Raw genomic sequence first — 20235 nt, forward strand, 5'->3', positions numbered from 1 at the left:
CTTAAGTTTTATCCCCCTTTATAAAAATACAAAATATCTAAACCGTACAGTTGCATCTGCGATAAGCATCGCCGCTATCACAAAAGCATAGGCGACGTGGTTCAAGCCCAGTAGCGACCACCACTTCTTAAGTTTTATCCCCCTTTATAAAAATACAAAATATCCAAACTGCACAATTGCATCTGCGATAAGCATCATGGAGCTTAGGGTTTCTTTGTCTGTACAATTTACTTCAGCTTTTCATTCCCCTACTTTTTAACGATAAATTAGTAATGCGTACGTGGTTCGTTTGATTTAATTTATTCATTGTTGCTTATTTGTACTTATAATTATTCGCAAAAGTACGATAACCTTTAATAATCAACCTTTTGAAGTATCTATATGAATCCGCTGATTGCTAAAGAAACTAAAGTACTGATCGTTGATGATCAGGTTCTCGCTAAAGGGTATATGAAGTACTCATTAGAGGAGCTTGGTTTTAGCGATATCACTTATGTGGATAAGGTGCATCTTGCCCTGAATAAAATCCGTCACCAGCGCTATGATCTTATTGTTTGCTCATACAATTTAAAGCATGAGCAAGATGGTTATTACTTTTATGATGAAATAAATCGAAATGGTGAATTACCCTTAAGTACTGCATTCGTGTTTATCAGTGCAGACACCACAGCGGATCTAGTGCAAAGTATTGTTGAATTACAGCCTGATGATTTCCTCGCAAAACCCTTTACGGTAAAGGAGTTAGACCGACGTTTATCTCGTATTCTTGGCCGAAAACGGGCGCTGCAAAGTGTTTACTGGTGTATTGAAAAAAAGCACTACCCTAAAGCACTATCCGAAGTTGAATTATTTTTAAGTGAGCCTAAGAACTCCGAATTTTTCCCTTTGGCGTTAAAAATAAAGGGCGAAGTTTTACAGTTGTGCGGCCACTACACACAGGCCAGAGTTTTTTATAAAGCTATCCTCAATGTACAAACATTCACTTGGGCGCAGTTAGGTTTAGTGAAAACCTACCTGCACTTGAACGAAGACGAAGCCGCCGAAAAACTCGTGTTACGTCTAGCCTTCAAACCAGAATCACAATTAGCCGCCTATGACTTACTCATGTCACTGCAAATTAAACAAGGTGACTTTGACACGGCCCTTGAATGCGTTTTGATGGCATCCGAAATATCTCCAAGGAATATTAGAAGACATAAAACAGTCGTAGATTTATCTCGGATCACCCATGATTACCATACTCAATTTGAAGCAGCCAAAAAAGTCGTTAAATTTGCCAAAAACTCCATTCACGACATGCCTGAGCATTATCTAAATGTTGCGCGAGCTGGTATCGATTACGCTATGACCGCTGATGAAGAACAAACCAATGCCTTAATAAAGCAAGCTAACGAGTATATTCGTCAGTTTCGCCAGGCGTTTCCAAAGGCGGATATGCAAGATCAGGTGAATGTCATTAACGCTAGGCTCATGTATTTGTCCGATGAGAAAGACAACGCAAAAGCGTTGCTCGAACAATTAGGTAACGATAATTGGGAAAGTGAATCAATCGAAGCCCTATTAGATAAAGCCAAAGCGTTCCATGAAATAGGCATACACGAACGTAGCCAAGAAATACTAAGTGAAATAATGCGCCGCTGCGAAGAAAATGAGCAAGGTAATGAAATATTTCTGCATTATGTGGAACAGGAGCAAAAGGAAAAACGCCAAATCAAACAAAGCTCTAAGGAATTAAACAATGCAGCTGTGCAGCACTTTCAACAAGGTGATGTTGATAATGCGCTGCATACATTCACAGATGCGTTCACCCTTATGCCTAAAACGCCTTCTATTGCCCTGAATCTGCTACAAGTAATTACTATTAAAAGGCTGCATACTGATGATGCCTACCAAAATACAATTCAACGTTGCGTTAAAACGGTCGAAAACGGCCCGCTAAACGATGAACAAGAAAATCGTTATGTCAAAATTCGCGAACTATTAGACGACATTGCATAATCGCTTTCGCCCTAAGTCACTTTATTCTGCACATTGAACTGGGCTTGCAGATAAATCTTATGTTCCATAATGTGTGTAAGTGTCTGAACACAATCTCGTATATCTTGATAGCGTAAATACAAAGGGGTAAGCCCAAAGCGCAGAATATTTGGCGCGCGAAAATCAGCTATAACGCCTTTATCAATTAACGCTTGGCAAATGCCATGCGCATGCTCATGGGAAAACGCCAATTGACTCCCTCTATCTTGAGGGGCTTTTGGTGATTCCAGTTTCAAATCAGTTAATTCCCCCTCTTCTTCGACCAACGCAATAAACAGCTCACCTAACGCTTCAGATTTTTCCCGCACTTGTTGCATATCTATGTCGTCAAATACGGACAAAGCCGCATCAAGCACACTCATCGAAACCACACTAGGGGTACCACATAAATACTGCGTTATACTTTGGGACTGAGCATAACTTTGCGAAAATGCAAATGGCTGTTTGTGCCCCATCCACCCTTTCAGCGGTTGTGATACTCGCGCCTGAAGGTGTGTTGCGACATACACAAACGCCGGAGCGCCAGGGCCACCATTAAGGTACTTATAACCACAACCTACCGCAAAATCCACCTCACATTCATCTAGCCTTACCGGTAATGCGCCCGCACTATGAGCAAGATCCCAAATGACCAAAATACCTTGTTCATGAGCCTGCCGTGTTATGCGTTGCATGTCTAACAAGCGACCTGAACGAAAATCAACTTGAGTCAACATTAACACCGCCACTTCAGAGGTAAAGGCCTCTTCAAGCTCATCTTCACAGACCAAGTTAAGGCGACACGCATCCTCACCCAACAACGAAGCCACACCTTCAACCATATACAGATCTGTTGGAAAATTGCCCGCTAAAGACAATACCACCGAGCGAGACGTCTGTAGTGATAACGCACTGTTCAATACTTTAAATAAATTAATCGATGTAGAATCACAGCAAATCACCTGCCCTGGGCCAGCACCAATCAAAGGAGCAATCTTCTCACCAACTGTGGTTGGCAGATCAATCCAGCCGTGTTTATTCCAACTGGTAATAAGATCACTTGCCCATTGGTGCTCTAACACCTCTTTTGCCCGCTCTGCCGCCGAAAATGGCATTGGTCCTAAAGAGTTTCCATCAAGGTAAACACCTTTTTCAGGAAGCTTAAACAACTGACGTTTATCAGCCAGTGGATCAATCAAATCCCACTGCGCAATTTGCTCTTCACTTACCCTGCTCATTACTCTTCAACCTGTTGTTTTAATGCCGACAAAAAAGCTTGATACGCATTCGTTTCAGGATGGATCCAATCAAAGTGCCCTGCCTTCTCGACAATCAAATACTCAAGTCCACTTTTTTGCGCTTCGCTGACTTCCACTATTTCGTCGGCTGTGCCTTGCAGCAACAAGGTTTCAGCAGGCAGAGTATAATTTGTGGGAGTAGCAAGCTTATAAGCCTTCATTTTCTGTTCTGCGCTACCTGCAAAAAATGTAGATGTCGCCGCTTGGCAGCTATTTTGTCCTTGTGAATAACCAACCACATCCACTATAGCCGCCAATCCAATTACGCCTTTTAACCTTGCTCCACCTTTAAAAACATGCCGCTGCTCAGCACTTGCTAGTAATGCGAGATGACCACCAGCTGAGTGCCCCACTAGCACCACATTGTTTAAATCAATTGGATACTCTTTAAAGGTTTGGGCGAAGCTCACTCCTTTTAATACATCATTTAAACTGCCGGGCCAGCCACCCCCTGCATCGCCGGTGCGCCGGTACTCTATCGACCAGACCGCGTAGCCCTCTTTTGCTAACGCCTGACTTAAGCCCACACTGTGACCAACCCCATACGCGTTCAACCAACAACCACCATGAACAAAAATAACCAATGGGGCTTTTTCTACATCCTCTGCACCTTTCACGTTTGCCGGTAAATATAGATGGCCGTACTGTAACGAATTTTCACCATAGGCGATTTTCTCGCTAGTATCTGCTTTTGAGCTCAGCTCCATAACTTGCGAAAAGGTGACCTGATTCAATGCCCCATTAGATGAATCGGCTTGCGCAGGCAAATGCTCGTTTCGTTTTTGCTCGCTATCACGGTTTGGCGCATTAGTACTACAAGCCACTAGTGACATGATAAAAAGTAGAAAAACACCATAGTAAAACGTCATTTTCTCTCCCTAGATTGCAAGTTATTCAAAGATATTTAAAGCTGGGAGTAAAACAGAAGCAGAAAGGAAATTGAAGCGCTATAAGGAATAAATCAGAGATACACAACCAAAGGTCGATGCGGATCCACAAAGAAGGTGGCGCGATAACGCCACCTCAAATTACTTCAGTAGAATAAAAGTATTAGCCTAACATTTCGAATGCGATCGCTGTCGCTTCGCCGCCGCCGATGCAAATCGCAGCAACACCTTTTTTCAAACTACGTTGTTTAAGGGCGTGTAGTAAGGTCACGATAATACGTGCACCTGACGCGCCAATTGGATGACCAAGGGCACATGCCCCCCCCTTCACGTTCACTTTCGCTGGATCCAAACCAAGTTTGCTCATGCCTAACATAGTCACCATGGCGAAGGCTTCGTTAATTTCAAATAAATCGACGTCTTCTTTTGACCACCCTGTTTGTGCGAACAGCTTTTCAATTGCACCGACAGGGGCTACGGTAAAGTTCTCAGGCTCGATGGCATTAGAGCTATGCCCAACAATGCGCGCCAGTGGTGTATAGCCCTTCTCAGTTGCTTCGGCTTCACTCATCACCAGCAATGCAGCTGCACCGTCTGAGATTGAGCTTGAATTTGCCGCAGTCACTGTTCCATCTTTGGTGAACGCAGGACGTAATGAAGGTATTTTTTCAGGGCGAGCATTTCCAGGCCCCTCATCGTTTTCAATTACAACCTCACCTTTGCGTGAAGATATGGTCACAGGGCTAATTTCGTCTTTAAATAAACCATTAGCTATCGCGTCACTCGCTTTTGTCAAAGAGCTCAGCGCAAATTCATCCATTTGCTCACGAGTAACACTTTCTTCATCCGCTTTAGACTGTGCAAAACAGCCCATTGCTTTACCGTCGTACGCATTTTCCAAACCATCGAGCATCATATGATCAAGCATTTGACCGTGTCCCATACGATAACCTTGGCGCGCTTTAGGTAAAATATAAGGGGCATTAGACATACTCTCCATACCACCCGCTATGATCGACTTCGCACTGCCTGACTTAATTAAATCATGAGCAAGCATGACCGCTTTCATACCAGAGCCACAGACTTTATTCAGCGTTATCGCCCCACTAGCGAGCGGTAAACCTGCTTTGATACTTGCTTGACGAGCAGGTGCTTGGCCTAAACCTGCCGGTAACACACAGCCCATGATGACTTCATCAATCACCGGCTTATCTTGACCAGCTTCTTCTAGAGCAGCAGTAATTGCACTTGCCCCAAGTTCACACGCGTTGAGTGTTGACAAACCGCCCATAAACCCGCCCATCGGTGTACGTTTTGCACTAACAATAACCACTGAATCGTTATTCATTAATCTATCTCCACATTTTTGTGATACACCTGCATCACTACAAACCACTAATAATACAACAAATAATATACAAAAAATTAAATTAAAAACAAAATATGTTACTAGTTTTTACATCTTGTTCTCTAAGAAAAATATTTTTCGGCTTTCAATGTTGACGAATTGTAACTCATACTTTACCTTTACGTTAACTTATCCTTTACGTTAACGTAAAGTGAGATAGGAATAAAAATTAATATTTTATTGTTTAACAACGTTTCATTTTGTCATAAGGCAGTCTCATGACCGAAAAACTTTACACCATAGGTGAGCTAGCCAAAGAGTTAGATATAACCTCACGCTCCATCCGTTTCTATGAAGAATCTGGACTGCTTAATCCGACTCGAAACGGCCAAAATCGTGTTTATAAGAAAAAAGACAAAGTACGCCTGAAACTTGTATTGCGCGGCAAACGCCTGGGCTTTTCGTTAGCCGAAACAAAGACCCTTTTTGATTTGTATGACAGTCATCAAAACTCTGAGGCGCAACTTGAAACTATGCTGCAAATGACAGAACAGAAACGCGCTGTAATGACCCAACAACTAGAAGATATTCAAGCCTTAATGATGGAGCTCGACGAAGTCGAAGCTCGTTGTAAGGACGAACTCACTACTATTAAGCGAGGAAAAATCGCATGAATGCACCATACCCAACGCTAAACTTCGGCCTAGGCGAAGACATCGATATGTTACGTGATCATGTTTACAACTTCGCCCAAGGAGAAATCGCTCCTTTGGCAGAAAAATCAGACATCGAAAACGGCTTTCCTAACCAATTGTGGCCTAAGTTAGGCGAAATGGGGCTTCTAGGGGTAACCGTTGCAGAACAGTATGGTGGTTCAAATATGGGCTACTTAGCCCACGTCATTGCGATGGAAGAAGTAAGCCGAGCTTCAGCGGGCATAGGCTTAAGTTACGGGGCACATTCTAATTTATGTGTGAATCAAATTCATAAAAACGGTTCAGATGCACAAAAAGAAAAATATTTACCTAAACTGGTCAGCGGCGAACACATTGGTGCCTTAGCCATGAGTGAGCCAAATGCAGGTTCCGATGTGGTGAGTATGAAACTTCGCGCCGACAAAAAGGGCGATCACTACGTCCTAAATGGCAACAAAATGTGGATCACTAACGGCCCTGACGCAGATGTCTTTGTGATATACGCCAAAACAGATGTCAGCGCTGGCTCAAAAGGCATGAGCGCATTTATTGTTGAACGCGGCACGCCAGGTTTCAGTCAAGCCCAAAAACTAGACAAGCTCGGTATGCGTTCATCAAATACCTGTGAATTGGTTTTCGAAGATTGTTCGGTTCCAGCGCAGAATCTGATCCGCAATGAAGGAGACGGTGCTCGTGTACTTATGAGTGGCCTAGATTACGAACGTCTGGTGTTATCTGGAGGCCCACTTGGCATCATGCAAGCGTGTATGGATCTCATTGTACCTTACATTCATGACCGCAAGCAATTTGGCCAATCTATCGGTGAATTCCAATTAATTCAGGGCAAAGTCGCTGACATGTACACCCAAATGAACGCAGCTAGAGCTTATGTTTACACCGTTGCTCGCGCTTGTGATCGCGGCGAAACGACCCGCAAAGATGCCGCCGCAGTCATTCTTTACTCTGCAGAGTTAGCAACGAAGATGGCACTAGATGCAATCCAGTTGCTCGGCGGCAATGGCTATATTAACGAGTTCCCTGCTGGACGTTTGTTGCGAGACGCCAAACTATATGAAATTGGCGCAGGTACATCAGAGATCCGCCGTATGCTCATAGGCAGAGAGTTATTCAAAGAATCTGCTTAATGTGACACTCCCCACATAAGCCTGATTAGATCATTAATGTCAATTGCCACACTGGGCCATCAACGATTTTGATGGCCAATAATTTGGAGCAACATCATGCCCCGTATCCTGAGTAAAATAAATTCTAAGACCCAAGAGTTTGCCGATAATGCTGCGCATATGCAGGCGCAAATAGACGATCTCAATGAAAAAATCTCCCTGATAAAACAAGGGGGGGGCGAAAAAGCGAACAAACGCCACACCGACCGCGGTAAATTACTGCCACGGGAACGGATTAACGAACTCCTCGATGCAGGTTCCCCGTTTCTTGAAATATCACAACTCGCCGCATGGGAAGTGTATGACGACTATGTACCTAGTGCTGGTGTTATTGCAGGTATAGGCCGCGTTTCAGGTATTGAGTGTATGATTGTTGCAAACGATGCAACCGTAAAAGGCGGCACCTATTACCCGTTAACGGTGAAAAAGCATTTACGCGCTCAAACCATCGCCGAACAAAACAACTTGCCTTGCATATACTTGGTAGATTCAGGTGGCGCAAACTTACCTCGTCAAGACGACGTGTTTCCTGACCGAGAACATTTTGGTCGAATCTTTTTCAATCAAGCCAATATGTCAGCACAGAACATTCCTCAAATCGCGGTGGTCATGGGTAGCTGTACCGCAGGTGGCGCATACGTGCCGGCAATGGCTGATGAATCCATCATAGTGAAAAACCAGGGCACTATATTTCTCGGCGGTCCCCCTCTTGTAAAAGCGGCAACCGGTGAAGTTGTCAGCGCAGAAGAACTCGGCGGCGGTGACGTGCACTGCAGAACATCTGGCGTGGTGGATCATTTAGCCAATAATGATCAACATGCTTTGCATATCGCGCGAGACGCGATCACTCGCTTAAATCGAACCAAGCCTTTATCACTTGATGTAAAACCCAGTGTCGAACCGCTTTATCCTAAAGAAGATATTTACGGCATCATCCCTAAAGATACCCGCCAACCTTACGATGTTCGCGAAGTGATTGCCCGTGTGGTTGATGGCTCTGAATTCGACGAGTTTAAGGCCCTGTATGGCAATACTCTTATTTGCGGGTTTGCACGTATCTTCGGCTATCCTGTGGGCATTGTTGCTAATAATGGGATTTTATTCAGCGAATCCGCGCAAAAAGGAGCGCATTTCGTTGAGCTTTGTGCTCAGCGTAAAATCCCTCTAGTCTTCTTGCAAAATATCACCGGCTTTATGGTTGGTAAACAATACGAAGCAGGCGGTATCGCCAAACATGGCGCCAAAATGGTAACCGCCGTAGCCTGTGCCAAAGTGCCAAAATTTACCGTGCTTATTGGCGGTAGCTTCGGAGCAGGCAACTACGGCATGTGTGGACGAGCTTACGACCCTCGATTTATGTTTATGTGGCCAAATGCCCGAATTTCGGTGATGGGCGGTGAACAGGCTGCTGGTGTTCTATCTCAAGTTAAACGCGAACAGAAAGAGCGCATAGGAGAGAGCTGGAGCCCAGAAGAAGAGCAACAGTTTAAGCAACCCATCGTTGAGAAGTACGAACATCAAGGTCATCCCTACTATGCTTCAGCCCGCTTATGGGATGACGGCGTGATTGATCCAGCGGATACGCGCATGGTCCTAGGACTCAGTATTTCTGCGAGCTTAAATAAACCCATAGAGGACACCCAATTTGGCGTGTTCAGAATGTAAGGGGCATGAATATGGACAATACAACAAGCCAAAATGATAGTGCGATGAGCGAACATGTCATCAGCGAGGTAGACGAACGTGGTGTTGCCACCGTCACACTAAACCGCCCTGAAGTACATAACGCCTTTGACGATGTACTGATTAACTCACTCACACAGACGTTCACTCGCTTAGGGGCGGATGACTCCATTCGAGCTGTCATTCTAGCATCTAAAGGTAAAAGCTTTTGCGCTGGGGCTGACCTTAATTGGATGAAACGTATGGCGGGGTATTCCTATGAACAAAACCTCAACGATGCAAACGCCTTAGCAAACATGTTGCACACACTAAACACCCTACCTAAACCGACTATCGCGCGCGTTCAAGGCGCCGCATTTGGCGGTGCGGTGGGCTTAGTAGCCTGCTGTGACATGGCAATAGGGAGTAAAATGAGCAAATTTTGCTTAAGTGAAGTCAAACTCGGCTTAATACCCGCTACGATTAGCCCATATGTCATTCAGGCAATCGGAGAACGAAACGCGCGTCGATACTTCACAACAGCCGAAGTATTTTCTTCGCGCCGGGCAAGGCGCATCGGACTGCTTAGCGAAAGTGTGACCGAAGAAGAACTAGACAGCACGATAGAGTCATTGCTTGAGCATATATTGAAAAATGGTCCAAACGCCGTTACCGCTGCCAAACAATTAATCGCTGACGTGGCTAATCGTGTTCCTGATGGCGCGCTTAGAAATATGACCAGTGAACGCATCGCCAACACGCGGGTATCATCTGAAGGCCAAGAAGGCCTGGGTGCCTTTTTACAAAAACGTCGACCTAATTGGTATATCTCATGATTAAAAAACTCCTTATCGCCAATCGCGGTGAAATTTGCTGCCGTATAATCAACACAGCTAAGCGTATGGGTATCCAAACCGTTGCTCTTTATTCAGATGCCGACAAAAATGCACTGCATGTCAAAATGGCTGATGAAGCAATACATATTGGTCCCTCCCCTTCCAATCAGAGTTATTTAAAAATTGAAAAAGTACTTGCGGCAGCAAAAACCACGGGGGCTGATGCTATTCATCCCGGTTACGGCTTTCTTTCTGAAAATGCTGAATTTGCCAAAGCCTGCGCTGACAACAATATTATATTTGTAGGTCCCCCCATCGAAGCCATCGAAGCAATGGGTTCTAAGTCAGCAGCTAAACACATCATGGAGCAAGCCAACGTGCCCTTGGTGCCAGGCTACCATGGTGAAGACCAATCTGGGACGCTTATCAAGCGCCATGCAGATGAAGTGGGTTATCCAGTTCTACTCAAAGCAGCCGCAGGTGGTGGTGGTAAAGGTATGCGTCAAGTTTGGAGTGCAGACGAGTTTGATGCCGCTTTGGCTGCGGCAAAACGCGAGGCTATGTCCAGCTTTAATGATGACATTATGTTGGTTGAAAAATACCTGACCCAACCACGCCATGTAGAGGTACAGGTGTTTTGCGATCATCACGGCAACGGTGTGCATGTTTTTGAACGGGACTGCTCTGTGCAAAGACGTCATCAAAAAGTGGTTGAAGAAGCCCCCGCGTTTAAAATGGACCCAGCACTGCGTGCCGCTATGGGTGACGCTGCGTTAAAAGCGGCTCAAGCTATCAATTACGTCGGAGCGGGCACAGTAGAGTTTTTACTAGATAAAGATGGCAGCTTTTATTTCATGGAAATGAATACCCGTTTGCAAGTCGAGCACCCTGTCAGTGAGATGATTTCAGGTCAAGACTTAGTCGAATGGCAACTGCGCGTAGCCGCCAATGAAGTACTGCCCAAAACCCAGGATGAATTGCACATTAACGGGCATGCCTTTGAGGCACGAATATACGCAGAAGATCCAGACAATGAATTCTTACCTGCCACAGGCACTTTGCACTTATTAGAAACGCCGCCAGAGTCTAAGCATGTGCGGATTGACAGTGGTGTTGTTCAAGGTGATGAGGTGTCAGTATATTATGACCCTATGATCGCAAAGTTAGTCGTGTGGGATACAGATCGAGAACGTGCACTAGCTCGCTTAAGTCAGTCACTGGCCGAATACCGCATTGATGGCGTGACAACCAACATCGCCTTTTTACGCAAATTGATTGATACCCAAGCATTTAAAGACGAAGACATAGATACGCGCTTCATCGAAAAGCATCACGATGAAATTTTTCAACAGGATAACCAAAACAATACACATCAGTTGTTGAACCTGGCTATGTATTTATCGCTGCAAGAGCGCTCGATAAGCACGCCAAACAATCAAGATACTCAATCTCCTTGGGCGAATGTAAATGATTGGCGCCCTAACGAGCAATATCAACGCCAATATACTCTGTTGTTAAATGATCAAAGCCATGACGTTCAGGTAAAAAGAGTAAAATGCGATAACGACGCCACAACTCCCTTTGGCACATTTGTGATTACGTTAGCTGAGCAGACATATCACTGTGAAGGCCGACTAACAGGCAATCGTTTGTTAGCCACTATTAACGGCCATAGTGAAAGTGTGACTATTAACAAAATTGAGCATGATTACGCCGTTTTCCATAGCCAAGGCATGGTTAAATTTACCCATGTACAGAAAGACCTAGGCGCAGCCGACGAAGATGATCAGCACGGTGCGTTTGTCGCGCCTATGAACGGTACTGTCGTCGCCTTATTAGTAGAACCTAAACAACAGGTTATAAAAGGCCAAACCTTGATGATAATGGAAGCCATGAAAATGGAACATGCCATTAAAGCCACTCAGAACGGCATAGTTCAGGAATTCTTCTATCAAACCGGGGAATTGGTTGATGGAGGCGCGGCATTACTCGACTTTATGGTCGATGAGGAAGCGTCATCATGATAAGTGGATTGCCGGCACAAGTAAAAATTGTTGAAGTGGGACCACGTGATGGCCTGCAAAATGAAAAATCACATATCGATTTATCCACCAAAGTCGCCCTAGTCGATGCCCTAGCAAAAGCTGGAGTCACTATGATTGAGACAGGTAGTTTTGTTTCTCCTAAATGGGTGCCACAAATGGCTGATTCAGCCCAGGTCTTTGCTGCAATTAATCGGGTAGATAAAGTGACGTATAGCGCTTTAACCCCAAACTTGAAAGGGTTTGAAGCCGCTATGCAAGCTGGTGCTGATGAAGTTGCTATTTTCGCCTCGGCCTCTGAAGCCTTTTCGCAAAAAAATATCAATTGTTCAATCACTGAGAGTATCGAACGTTTTGCGCCTGTTATTGATGCTGCTAAGGCGCAAGGAATAAGAGTGCGCGGATACGTATCATGTGTGCTAGGTTGCCCGTACGAGGGAGAAATAGCCCCCGAGAGCGTAGCACATGTCGCTAAAACGTTATTTGATATGGGTTGCTATGAAATTTCCTTGGGCGACACTATAGGTGTAGGTACGCCCATAGCGACGCTAACGATGCTCAATGCTGTTTGTAATCTTGTGCCGAAATCAGCCATAGCGGTGCATTTTCATGACACCTACGGACAAGCACTAGCCAATATTTTGGTCGCGCTGCAATTGGGCATAAATATTATTGATAGTGCGGTAGCGGGACTTGGTGGCTGCCCGTATGCAAAGGGAGCATCAGGGAACGTGGCAACCGAGGACGTTGTATATATGCTTAACGGAATGGGCATTTCGACAGGAATCGATTTACCCATGCTGGCTGCCGCCGGGCGGCAAGTTTGCACCAAGTTAGGAGCGGTTCCAGCCTCGAAAGTAGCAAACGTATATGCGACTAAATCCTCAGACGAATAAAGCCGAAACGTGCAGATAATTCAGCTCGTAGCTTGAATTATCTGCTGTATAAGCCACCATTTTGCTTGTTCTTTATTAGGGAAGAAGCGATAATTTTCACCTGCGTTGTCAAATATTTCCCCAAGATGACGTTTTGAAAACTCCGGTGTGTTCGACTCTTCAACAACCAAAGCGGTCGCCACACGCCCTAGTGATTTCTGCTGACAAATAGCTTTCGACAATACTGCAGCGGCATCTGGCACATAAATCGGATCACCATGAAGAACGACTAAAGCCCCCCAAGGGCTAGCACTAAGTATCTCTAGTAAAGGTGCCATGTTAGTTTCAGCTTCAACCACAGACTCTAAATTCCATGGTCCACACCCCTGCACCAATAATATATTCTCTTCTACATCAAGCTCCACACTACCATGCGTAGGAAATCGACTCATATACATCCTTAAATCAATAACTTATCGTACGGTTTAAAGCGAATACGCCTATAGGCTTCACCTTATCAATATTAACGCTTTTAATTAACTGTCACCTTCTGGTGGCTAACTAGCAAGTTGTTTTACCTTCACATCGCCTGGAATTCAGCTTCAGATATTACCTTGAGATTTTCTAACCCCATTTGCAAATCGTCGCCTATCATTCTATCCATAAAAAACGCGACATAGTGCAGTAAGGGGTTGGCACCAACATCACCATAATCATGCCATATCACAACAGTGTCCCCTTCTTTCTCCCTGAGCGTCAACTCTCCGGTTGAGCCAACACCCATTTCAGGAAATGTCAGCGTATAAATGAAACGTTCGTTCTCTTCTATCGCAACAATTTCCATTTCGCCATTGCCTTGAGTTTCACTTTGCCAGCTTGATTTCATTCCTACTGCAGAGTCAGGACCTTCGTAAACCACTTTCATATCAGGATCACGCTCAAACCAGACTCCCCAATGTTGCCATTTCCTCAAGTCTTTAACATGGTTGAAAATGATTTCTGCTGGGGCTTCAATCCTTACCGTACGCACTACTTTGAACTCTGATGGTAGTAACCAGCCCACCAAAATAAAAAACAATACGACGACGACAATCCCTAACCCTATTTTTTTCAACATGTTCCTTTCCTCATTCGCTGACCTGCCACTTCAATAACATTTTATTAACGTTTTACCATAAATCACACAGAGGATCGTACATAAAACAAACAATAAATTTAAGTTAATCAAAAATATGCCACAACTCATGCCTATAAAGCGAGAAGAAAAATAACCTATGGAAGAAAAACAGAAATCTCCCGCCCCGTTATAAATTCATGTGCTCTAAGGCGATTTTCGAGCTGAACAAAAACATAACTGTACATTTATTGAACAATCAACTTTTTCTAAGTCTTATTACGTTATTAATATGTAAAAAATGCATGTTAAATCAGATAGAAGCAAATTGAATTTAAAACTAGCCCATGCCACACTGGGGTTCACAGTCTTTGAAAGCGTAAATTTACGAATTTGAAATTGTGTTTTCTGCGCAACCAGAACGTCAAAATATCAAATAAGAATGGAGTCAATTGTTATGTCCAATCCAAGTCCACGTTATATTAGCAACCTGACCCGAGATACTTACGCGCTGATTTTAGCCGGTGGTAGAGGGTCACGCCTACATGAGCTGACCGACTGGCGGGCTAAACCTGCTCTCTACTTTGGGGGTAAGTTTAGAATTATCGACTTTCCACTGTCAAACTGTGTCAACTCTGGAATCAAGCGAATTGGTGTTGTCACGCAATACAAATCTCATTCCTTGATTCGACACCTAGTTAGAGGTTGGGGTCACTTCAAAAAGGAACTAGGCGAATCCGTTGAAATTCTGCCCGCTTCTCAACGCTCATCGGATAATTGGTACGAGGGTACTGCCGATGCGGTCTTTCAAAATATCGATATCATTCGAGACGAAATACCTAAATACGTAATGATTTTATCGGGCGACCATATTTACAGCATGGACTATGCAAATATCCTGGCGCATCACGTTGAATCCGGAGCCAAGATGACAGTGAGCTGTATGCCTGTGCCCATCGAGGAAGCAGCCGGTGCCTTTGGCGTTATGTCTGTAGATGAAGATTATCGTATTTTAGGTTTTGAGGAGAAGCCTGAGCATCCAACCCCTTTGCCTAATGACCCAACTCGTTGTCTTGCATCTATGGGTAATTACATTTTTGATACTGATTTTTTGTTTGAGCATTTAAAACGTGACTCTGAGAATGAAGGATCAGAGCGTGATTTTGGTAAAGATATCATTCCATCAATCATTAAAGACCATCCCGTTTATGCTTATCCGTTTTCCAACGAAGATGGAGAAGTATCTTATTGGCGTGATGTGGGCACATTAGACTCTTTCTGGTTAGCAAATATGGAGCTAGTGTCACCTGAGCCGCCATTAAATCTTTACGATAAAAAGTGGCCGATCTGGACTTATCAAGAACAACTGCCCCCCGCTAAATTTGTTTGGGAAGAATATAACCGTTGCGGTGCAGCAATCGACTCTGTCGTCAGTGGTGGTTGTATTATATCTGGAGCAACGGTACGTAAAAGTTTATGTTTCTCTAATGTGCACGTGCATTCATACAGTGAAATAGAAGAATCAGTACTGCTACCTGACGTGGAAATCAAACGAAATTGTAAAATCAAAAAAGCAATTATCGACCGCGGATGCGTTGTGCCTGAAGGAACCGTGATCGGACATGATCATGATGAAGACAGAGCCAGAGGCTTTAGAGTAACAGACAAAGGTGTGGTATTAGTCACCCGCGAAATGCTCGGCCTCAAAGTCGGTATCTAAAACAAAAAAGAAAGTTATTTGAGAGATAAAAAACCAGACACTGTCTGGTTTTTTTATGCCTATAGAAGTTTGGTCGCTGGGATAGCGTTTTGCCAGTCTTCAATGGTTTGATTTATAAGCTGAGCCGTCTCCACCGGCGATTCTAAAGGAAACATATGTCCGCCGTCGAATACGTTATGAATTAAATTATTAGCCTTAATAAAAGGACGTATTCGTCGCTCAGTGCATACTTGCGTATGCTTGCCCGTTACCAATAATGCCGGGCAAGTCAATTTCCCATAATAGCGATAGATATCATGGGGAATATTTCTGAATATGCTGGCTTCTACTTCCGGTTTAAAATGCAAATGGCGATGTTGATCTTGTTCTTCGGTCGCACTGCTCACGTAATCGCGAATACAATCACTGTCTATATTCTTAAATAGCGCGCGCGACTGAAAATAGGCGACAAGATCCTCATCTTTATTCCATTGGCGACAGCGGTTTACTGTTTTTCCTGCGGGGGTTATTTTGTCGATTAAAGGTGTGGCTTTCGCCCCTCTGAAAAACACTCGTGTTACTCCCGTTATCATCGGCGGATCTAACATGATAAGCCCTTTAAACAACTCAGGCCGTATGCACGCAGCCATATAGGACACAACACCACCAAACGAATGCCCTATCGCATAGACAGGTTTATCTTGCGTTGATTCAATGCTCTCAATCAGTTCTTGGGTTTGGTTGCCCCAATTTTTTGAAATAGGAAAACGATTATTGTGACCATATTTTTCTATCGCCGAAACATGGAAGTCATCATTTAGCGCACCAAATAATTTTCGATAACTCCCCGCAGGGAAGCCATTTGCATGGGCAAAATGTATATTCACAGCACTACTTTTTTCCAACCTAATCTCCTTTGCATACCCTGTCGCGCTTCAACCGTTTCGTTTCTCTGCAGCGGCCCAATCAATAGGTAGCCTACGCGCTGTCCACATGAAAGCGATTATCGCTAACACATAAGGGATTGAAACCGCCGACAAGGATAAACGCAATGCCTCCACTTCACCATGTTCAACGGTTAATGCTTTACTTAAAATCCCGATAAATGTCGGACCACCGCCCAATGCGATAATGTTCAAAACGAAAAAAAACAAAGCTGTCGACATTGCACGTACTTTGACCGGTGCCAACGTTTGTGCAAGCGCAAAAGAAGGTCCTAAATAAAAGCCACTGGTAAATAACAGAATAGTTAATAGCACGAGCGACGTATTCAAATCATTCACTTGCACAGAAAAGATATAAGCAGGCACACCAACTAACAGCCCCAAAGCAGGCACCCAACCGTACGCACCTCTGTTGGTTTTACCCCACTTATCCGTTATTGCGCCGCCAAACCAGACGCCAAAAGCGTATGCAGTGCCGTTAATAATCCCTACTTTTATTAGAAGGCTGGTCAAATCTAGTTGCGGATAGGCACGCAAATAGAAATCCATCATCCAAGTAGAAATAGCATAGCTACCAAAAGAAGCCAAAGAGATAGCAATACACATTCCCCACCAAGAGGGTATTTTCAAGAGTATTTTGATTGACTGCCAAGACGGTGTTTTCGCCGCAGCAGTGTTCAAGTTCCCCCCTCTAGGAGGCTCCTTTATCGTCAACTTAAGTAGAATCGCTAGCAGCACCCCAGGGATCCCAACGCTGAGCATCACCAGGCGCCAATTTGCATCCCCACCTTTTAAAATAAATGCCGAAGCGAAAAATGCGAGCATGATCCCAAATGGGATACCCAATGAATAAATAGCCAATGCACCTGCACGTTTTTCCTTAGGGTATAAGTCAGACAAAATTGAATGAGATGGAGGGCTGCCTCCCGCTTCGCCGATACCCACCCCAACCCTTGCAATAGCAAGTTGGGTATATGTCGTCGCCATGCCAGACAACGCAGTAAAACCACTCCACAATGTAAGAGAAATCGCTACGATGTTAACTCGGCTGTAACGATCGGCTAGCCACGCGATTGGAATACCTACAACAGTATAAAGGACGGCAAAATAGAGGCCTTTGAGCCATCCAAGCTGGGCATCGTTTAGGCCTAAATCAGCTTTGATAAAAGGTGATAAAATACCGATAATTTGTCGGTCAATAAAATTAAATGCGTAAACTAAGGTTAGTATTGTCAATACATAGGTGCGGTAAGGTTTACTGACCTGATTAAAATCTTCTTGGTAAGTCGCATCACTGGTATTTGTCGTCATTCAATGTCCCTCAAAATTAACGGCTTTTCAGATTTCACAACTTCCATACTAATCTTGTCAGCGTCTAAATAACAAGCCAAATTGTAACAATTACGTTAATTTTATGTATTTATAACAACAACTTATCCACATAAATAACACAGGCAAATTGTTCTTGTGATTATCTAGAATGTTAGAATTTTTACGTGTTAGAATTGAAACAAGACATCCGACCAGTTTCGCAGAGATGCGGACCCTAAATGAGTGACTGGATTTATGCACATTGATGACCTTATCGACGCAACAAACCTCTATATCAATAGTGACAAACACGACAGAGCCCAACTCAGCATTCCAAAAGAGTGGGCTCAGGGGCGCACAGCATACGGAGGGCTAACTGGCGCATTAGTGTATAGCGCAATACGCCAAAAGGTCGGTAACGATCGAGTACTTCGCTCCTTTACATGTAACTTCGTCGGTCCAGTGGTTACCGAAACCGGCTTTGATATCGAGGTAGAGGTGTTGCGTGAAGGCAAAAACGTAACTCAGGTGATTGGCAAGGCAATCCAAAATGAAAACGTGTGCGTTATGGTACAAGCTGCATTTGGTGTCTCAAGAGAATCAAAAATTGAAGTGCTGAATACCGATCGACACACAATGCGTGCCCCAACTAAAGCTGATTTTTTGCCACAAATTCCCAAAATCACACCTAAGTTTTTACGTCATATCGACCTGGCTCGCCAAGCAGGGGGGTTACCGTTTACTGGTAGCAAAGAAAGTAAAATAGATGGTTGGATGCGCTACACAAAGCCACCTAAGGCACTAACAGACGCCCACCTCATCGCTCTTATCGACGGTTGGCCCCCCACGACACTACAAATGCTTAAATGGCCAGCTCCAGCAAGCACCATGAGCTGGAATATAGAATTCGTTTACCCTCACTACACCTTTTCTCCAAAGGATTGGTTCGCTTATCAGGTTCGTACGCGCCAAGCGACAGATGGCTATGCCCAAACAGAAGCAAATATATGGGACCCTAGTGGCCGGCTTATTGCCATTAGCAGACAAACAATCGCTGTATTTGATTAGGAAACCATGTGCACAGGGGATACGAACTTCAAAAGCGGTGATTAGCAACCTAGTTGATTTTTATACAAATCGAAATTTTATATAAAGCGCAAATATGCGCTTTATATAATAGGTTAAACCGAGCAAGACAGCAGCAAAAGTCTGTCAATACTGACAGCAGTTACAGTGCCATTAGTAAATACTAAACGTTGACGGACTAAAAATAGCGAGGGTGCTAATTAATTGCATGTTGGTAAAATCCAGCCCCGCCTCTAACGCTTCTTCATCTAAATTAAGCTCTTCATATTGCTCAGGCTCAATATTATCTAGTCTACTGTATATTTCACCATACACATTGTTCAGCGCTAGGTTAGCAGCCAACTGGAGTATTTTCTCTTCATGGCTCTGTGCTTCATGCAATGACGCATGCTGGTGGGCTATTGGGCCATAGATCTCACTGGGGATCCCCCAAAGTTTAAGTAGCTCTGCACTTATTTCTGCGTAGGTAACACCTAAGTGTTCAGTTTGTAAGGTAACCGGACAATTTTGTGCAGTAAAAGAGCTGCACTTAGCGGCAGTATCCGGTTCAATCTGCAATACGGCTAACTCGCCAATATTATGTAATAAACCACAAACAAACATCTTGTCTGGGTTTTTGGCTGAGGTCTCTTGAGCGATGTACTTAGCTAACAAACCGCAACTCACACCGAGCTCCCAGAAAACACTAAAATCAACCTCACCCTCATTCATATCTTTAAACGCGTGTGAGATGCCATAGGCGAGCACTAAATCATATACTGAGTCCGTACCTATAACTTGAATTGCTTTGCTAACTGTCGTGATCACAGTAGGGAATTTATATAGGGCACTGTTGGCAATCTTCAAAATCTGCGCTGCAACCGCAGGATCGTAATTAATAACCTCTGCTACTTCGTTAATAGAAGCACTGCCATCATCAATAAGCTGCTTAATTTTTGTGACTGAATCAGGCAATACAAATAAATCACCTGCTTTCTCGGCATACTCAAGAGCATTCATACGCACGTATATCCTTAATAAGATTGTGGAATAGTGTAAGTCATCGCATTCCTAGTATTCAAGATTAAAACACCTAAAAGGACGATAGGAAAAATGAAGAATAGTCATGAGGTAAATTAAATGCCATCTAAAAATACCCCTTTCTTATACTAAAGTAGTAAGCATGTTATTACATTACGCAAAAACGAATAAGATTTCCAATAGCTAAAACTACCAAGCCGCATTAAGCTCAAGAACAA

At 44.0% G+C, this 20235-nt stretch carries 17 protein-coding genes; 9 read left to right on the forward strand and 8 right to left on the reverse strand.

Features of this window, described 5'->3' with window-relative positions:
- Positions 1 to 381: 381 nt before the first annotated feature.
- Entirely contained in the window at positions 382 to 1998 is a 1617-nt protein-coding gene (locus GCHA_RS15130; RefSeq protein ID WP_007989747.1) for a response regulator, read from the forward strand.
- 11 nt (positions 1999 to 2009) lie between these two features.
- On the opposite strand, the gene kynU is transcribed toward GCHA_RS15130, so the two are convergent.
- The 3 genes from kynU to GCHA_RS15145 form a co-directional block, all read right to left on the reverse strand.
- Complete coding sequence (gene kynU, locus GCHA_RS15135; protein ID WP_007989748.1) at positions 2010 to 3254, reverse strand: kynureninase; 1245 nt, start codon at positions 3252 to 3254, stop codon at positions 2010 to 2012.
- Complete coding sequence (locus GCHA_RS15140; RefSeq protein WP_007989750.1) at positions 3254 to 4183, reverse strand: alpha/beta hydrolase; 930 nt, start codon at positions 4181 to 4183, stop codon at positions 3254 to 3256. Before GCHA_RS15140 ends, kynU begins: the two co-directional genes overlap by 1 nt.
- Positions 4184 to 4364: 181 nt before the next feature.
- Positions 4365 to 5549, reverse strand: a complete 1185-nt coding sequence (locus tag GCHA_RS15145) for a thiolase family protein (RefSeq protein ID WP_007989752.1) — start codon at positions 5547 to 5549, stop codon at positions 4365 to 4367.
- A 278-nt stretch (positions 5550 to 5827) separates the two neighbouring features.
- Between GCHA_RS15145 and GCHA_RS15150 the strand changes: the two genes are divergently transcribed.
- The 6 genes from GCHA_RS15150 to GCHA_RS15175 all read left to right on the forward strand — a co-directional run bounded on the left by GCHA_RS15150 (position 5828) and on the right by GCHA_RS15175 (position 12864).
- Positions 5828 to 6223: a MerR family transcriptional regulator gene (locus GCHA_RS15150; protein ID WP_007989754.1), complete on the forward strand. Its 396-nt coding sequence runs from the start codon at positions 5828 to 5830 to the stop codon at positions 6221 to 6223.
- Complete coding sequence (locus tag GCHA_RS15155; protein ID WP_007989757.1) at positions 6220 to 7389, forward strand: isovaleryl-CoA dehydrogenase; 1170 nt, start codon at positions 6220 to 6222, stop codon at positions 7387 to 7389. Before GCHA_RS15150 ends, GCHA_RS15155 begins: the two co-directional genes overlap by 4 nt.
- 96 nt (positions 7390 to 7485) lie before the next feature.
- The gene (locus tag GCHA_RS15160) at positions 7486 to 9093 is read left to right on the forward strand and encodes a carboxyl transferase domain-containing protein (RefSeq protein ID WP_007989759.1); all 1608 of its coding nucleotides are present in this window, start codon (positions 7486 to 7488) and stop codon (positions 9091 to 9093) included.
- Positions 9094 to 9104: 11 nt separating this feature from the next.
- Positions 9105 to 9926: an enoyl-CoA hydratase/isomerase family protein gene (locus GCHA_RS15165; protein ID WP_007989761.1), complete on the forward strand. Its 822-nt coding sequence runs from the start codon at positions 9105 to 9107 to the stop codon at positions 9924 to 9926.
- Complete coding sequence (locus GCHA_RS15170) at positions 9923 to 11950, forward strand: acetyl/propionyl/methylcrotonyl-CoA carboxylase subunit alpha (protein WP_007989763.1); 2028 nt, start codon at positions 9923 to 9925, stop codon at positions 11948 to 11950. The genes GCHA_RS15165 and GCHA_RS15170 overlap by 4 nt, the downstream gene beginning before the upstream one ends.
- Positions 11947 to 12864: a hydroxymethylglutaryl-CoA lyase gene (locus tag GCHA_RS15175; protein WP_007989764.1), complete on the forward strand. Its 918-nt coding sequence runs from the start codon at positions 11947 to 11949 to the stop codon at positions 12862 to 12864. Before GCHA_RS15170 ends, GCHA_RS15175 begins: the two co-directional genes overlap by 4 nt.
- A 20-nt stretch (positions 12865 to 12884) precedes the next feature.
- On the opposite strand, the gene GCHA_RS15180 is transcribed toward GCHA_RS15175, so the two are convergent.
- Positions 12885 to 13295, reverse strand: a complete 411-nt coding sequence (locus tag GCHA_RS15180; RefSeq protein WP_007989766.1) for a hypothetical protein — start codon at positions 13293 to 13295, stop codon at positions 12885 to 12887.
- Positions 13296 to 13423: 128 nt separating this feature from the next.
- Positions 13424 to 13960 carry an SRPBCC family protein gene (locus GCHA_RS15185; protein ID WP_013753272.1) on the reverse strand — a complete coding sequence of 179 codons (537 nt, stop codon included), beginning with the start codon at positions 13958 to 13960 and terminating at the stop codon, positions 13424 to 13426.
- 454 nt (positions 13961 to 14414) lie between these two features.
- On the opposite strand from GCHA_RS15185, the gene glgC reads away from it, so the two are divergent.
- Positions 14415 to 15677, forward strand: a complete 1263-nt coding sequence (glgC, locus tag GCHA_RS15190; protein WP_007989770.1) for a glucose-1-phosphate adenylyltransferase — start codon at positions 14415 to 14417, stop codon at positions 15675 to 15677.
- A 59-nt stretch (positions 15678 to 15736) separates the two neighbouring features.
- On the opposite strand, the gene GCHA_RS15195 is transcribed toward glgC, so the two are convergent.
- Positions 15737 to 16561, reverse strand: coding sequence for an alpha/beta fold hydrolase (locus GCHA_RS15195; protein WP_007989772.1), 825 nt, complete (start codon positions 16559 to 16561; stop codon positions 15737 to 15739).
- 30 nt (positions 16562 to 16591) lie between these two features.
- Entirely contained in the window at positions 16592 to 17911 is a 1320-nt protein-coding gene (locus tag GCHA_RS15200) for a spinster family MFS transporter (RefSeq protein ID WP_007989774.1), read from the reverse strand.
- Between the two features lie 255 nt (positions 17912 to 18166).
- Here GCHA_RS15200 and GCHA_RS15205 point away from each other — a divergent pair, with 255 nt between their 5' ends.
- Positions 18167 to 18979 (forward strand): acyl-CoA thioesterase, encoded by an 813-nt coding sequence (locus tag GCHA_RS15205; RefSeq protein WP_007989776.1) that lies wholly within the window; start codon positions 18167 to 18169, stop codon positions 18977 to 18979.
- Between the two features lie 171 nt (positions 18980 to 19150).
- Here GCHA_RS15205 and GCHA_RS15210 read toward each other — a convergent pair whose 3' ends face one another.
- Entirely contained in the window at positions 19151 to 19996 is an 846-nt protein-coding gene (locus tag GCHA_RS15210) for an HDOD domain-containing protein (protein WP_007989778.1), read from the reverse strand.
- Positions 19997 to 20235: the final 239 nt, after the last annotated feature.

Origin of the sequence: Paraglaciecola chathamensis S18K6 (genome assembly GCA_000314955.1) — a bacterium.
GTDB classification, from domain to species: Bacteria; Pseudomonadota; Gammaproteobacteria; order Enterobacterales; family Alteromonadaceae; genus Paraglaciecola; species Paraglaciecola chathamensis.

Excerpts from the sequence above, each read along its gene's own strand:
- GCHA_RS15175 (WP_007989764.1), top strand. The coding sequence starts at position 11,947 with ATGATAAGTGGATTGCCGGCACAAGTAAAAATTGTTGAAGTGGGACCA.
- GCHA_RS15185 (WP_013753272.1), bottom strand. The coding sequence starts at position 13,960 with ATGTTGAAAAAAATAGGGTTAGGGATTGTCGTCGTCGTATTGTTTTTT.
- GCHA_RS15210 (WP_007989778.1), bottom strand. The coding sequence starts at position 19,996 with ATGAATGCTCTTGAGTATGCCGAGAAAGCAGGTGATTTATTTGTATTG.
- GCHA_RS15180 (WP_007989766.1), bottom strand. The coding sequence starts at position 13,295 with ATGAGTCGATTTCCTACGCATGGTAGTGTGGAGCTTGATGTAGAAGAG.
- glgC (WP_007989770.1), top strand. The coding sequence starts at position 14,415 with ATGTCCAATCCAAGTCCACGTTATATTAGCAACCTGACCCGAGATACT.
- GCHA_RS15130 (WP_007989747.1), top strand. The coding sequence starts at position 382 with ATGAATCCGCTGATTGCTAAAGAAACTAAAGTACTGATCGTTGATGAT.
- GCHA_RS15170 (WP_007989763.1), top strand. The coding sequence starts at position 9,923 with ATGATTAAAAAACTCCTTATCGCCAATCGCGGTGAAATTTGCTGCCGT.
- kynU (WP_007989748.1), bottom strand. The coding sequence starts at position 3,254 with ATGAGCAGGGTAAGTGAAGAGCAAATTGCGCAGTGGGATTTGATTGAT.
- GCHA_RS15150 (WP_007989754.1), top strand. The coding sequence starts at position 5,828 with ATGACCGAAAAACTTTACACCATAGGTGAGCTAGCCAAAGAGTTAGAT.
- GCHA_RS15165 (WP_007989761.1), top strand. The coding sequence starts at position 9,105 with ATGGACAATACAACAAGCCAAAATGATAGTGCGATGAGCGAACATGTC.
- GCHA_RS15200 (WP_007989774.1), bottom strand. The coding sequence starts at position 17,911 with ATGACGACAAATACCAGTGATGCGACTTACCAAGAAGATTTTAATCAG.
- GCHA_RS15155 (WP_007989757.1), top strand. The coding sequence starts at position 6,220 with ATGAATGCACCATACCCAACGCTAAACTTCGGCCTAGGCGAAGACATC.
- GCHA_RS15145 (WP_007989752.1), bottom strand. The coding sequence starts at position 5,549 with ATGAATAACGATTCAGTGGTTATTGTTAGTGCAAAACGTACACCGATG.
- GCHA_RS15160 (WP_007989759.1), top strand. The coding sequence starts at position 7,486 with ATGCCCCGTATCCTGAGTAAAATAAATTCTAAGACCCAAGAGTTTGCC.
- GCHA_RS15140 (WP_007989750.1), bottom strand. The coding sequence starts at position 4,183 with ATGACGTTTTACTATGGTGTTTTTCTACTTTTTATCATGTCACTAGTG.
- GCHA_RS15205 (WP_007989776.1), top strand. The coding sequence starts at position 18,167 with ATGCACATTGATGACCTTATCGACGCAACAAACCTCTATATCAATAGT.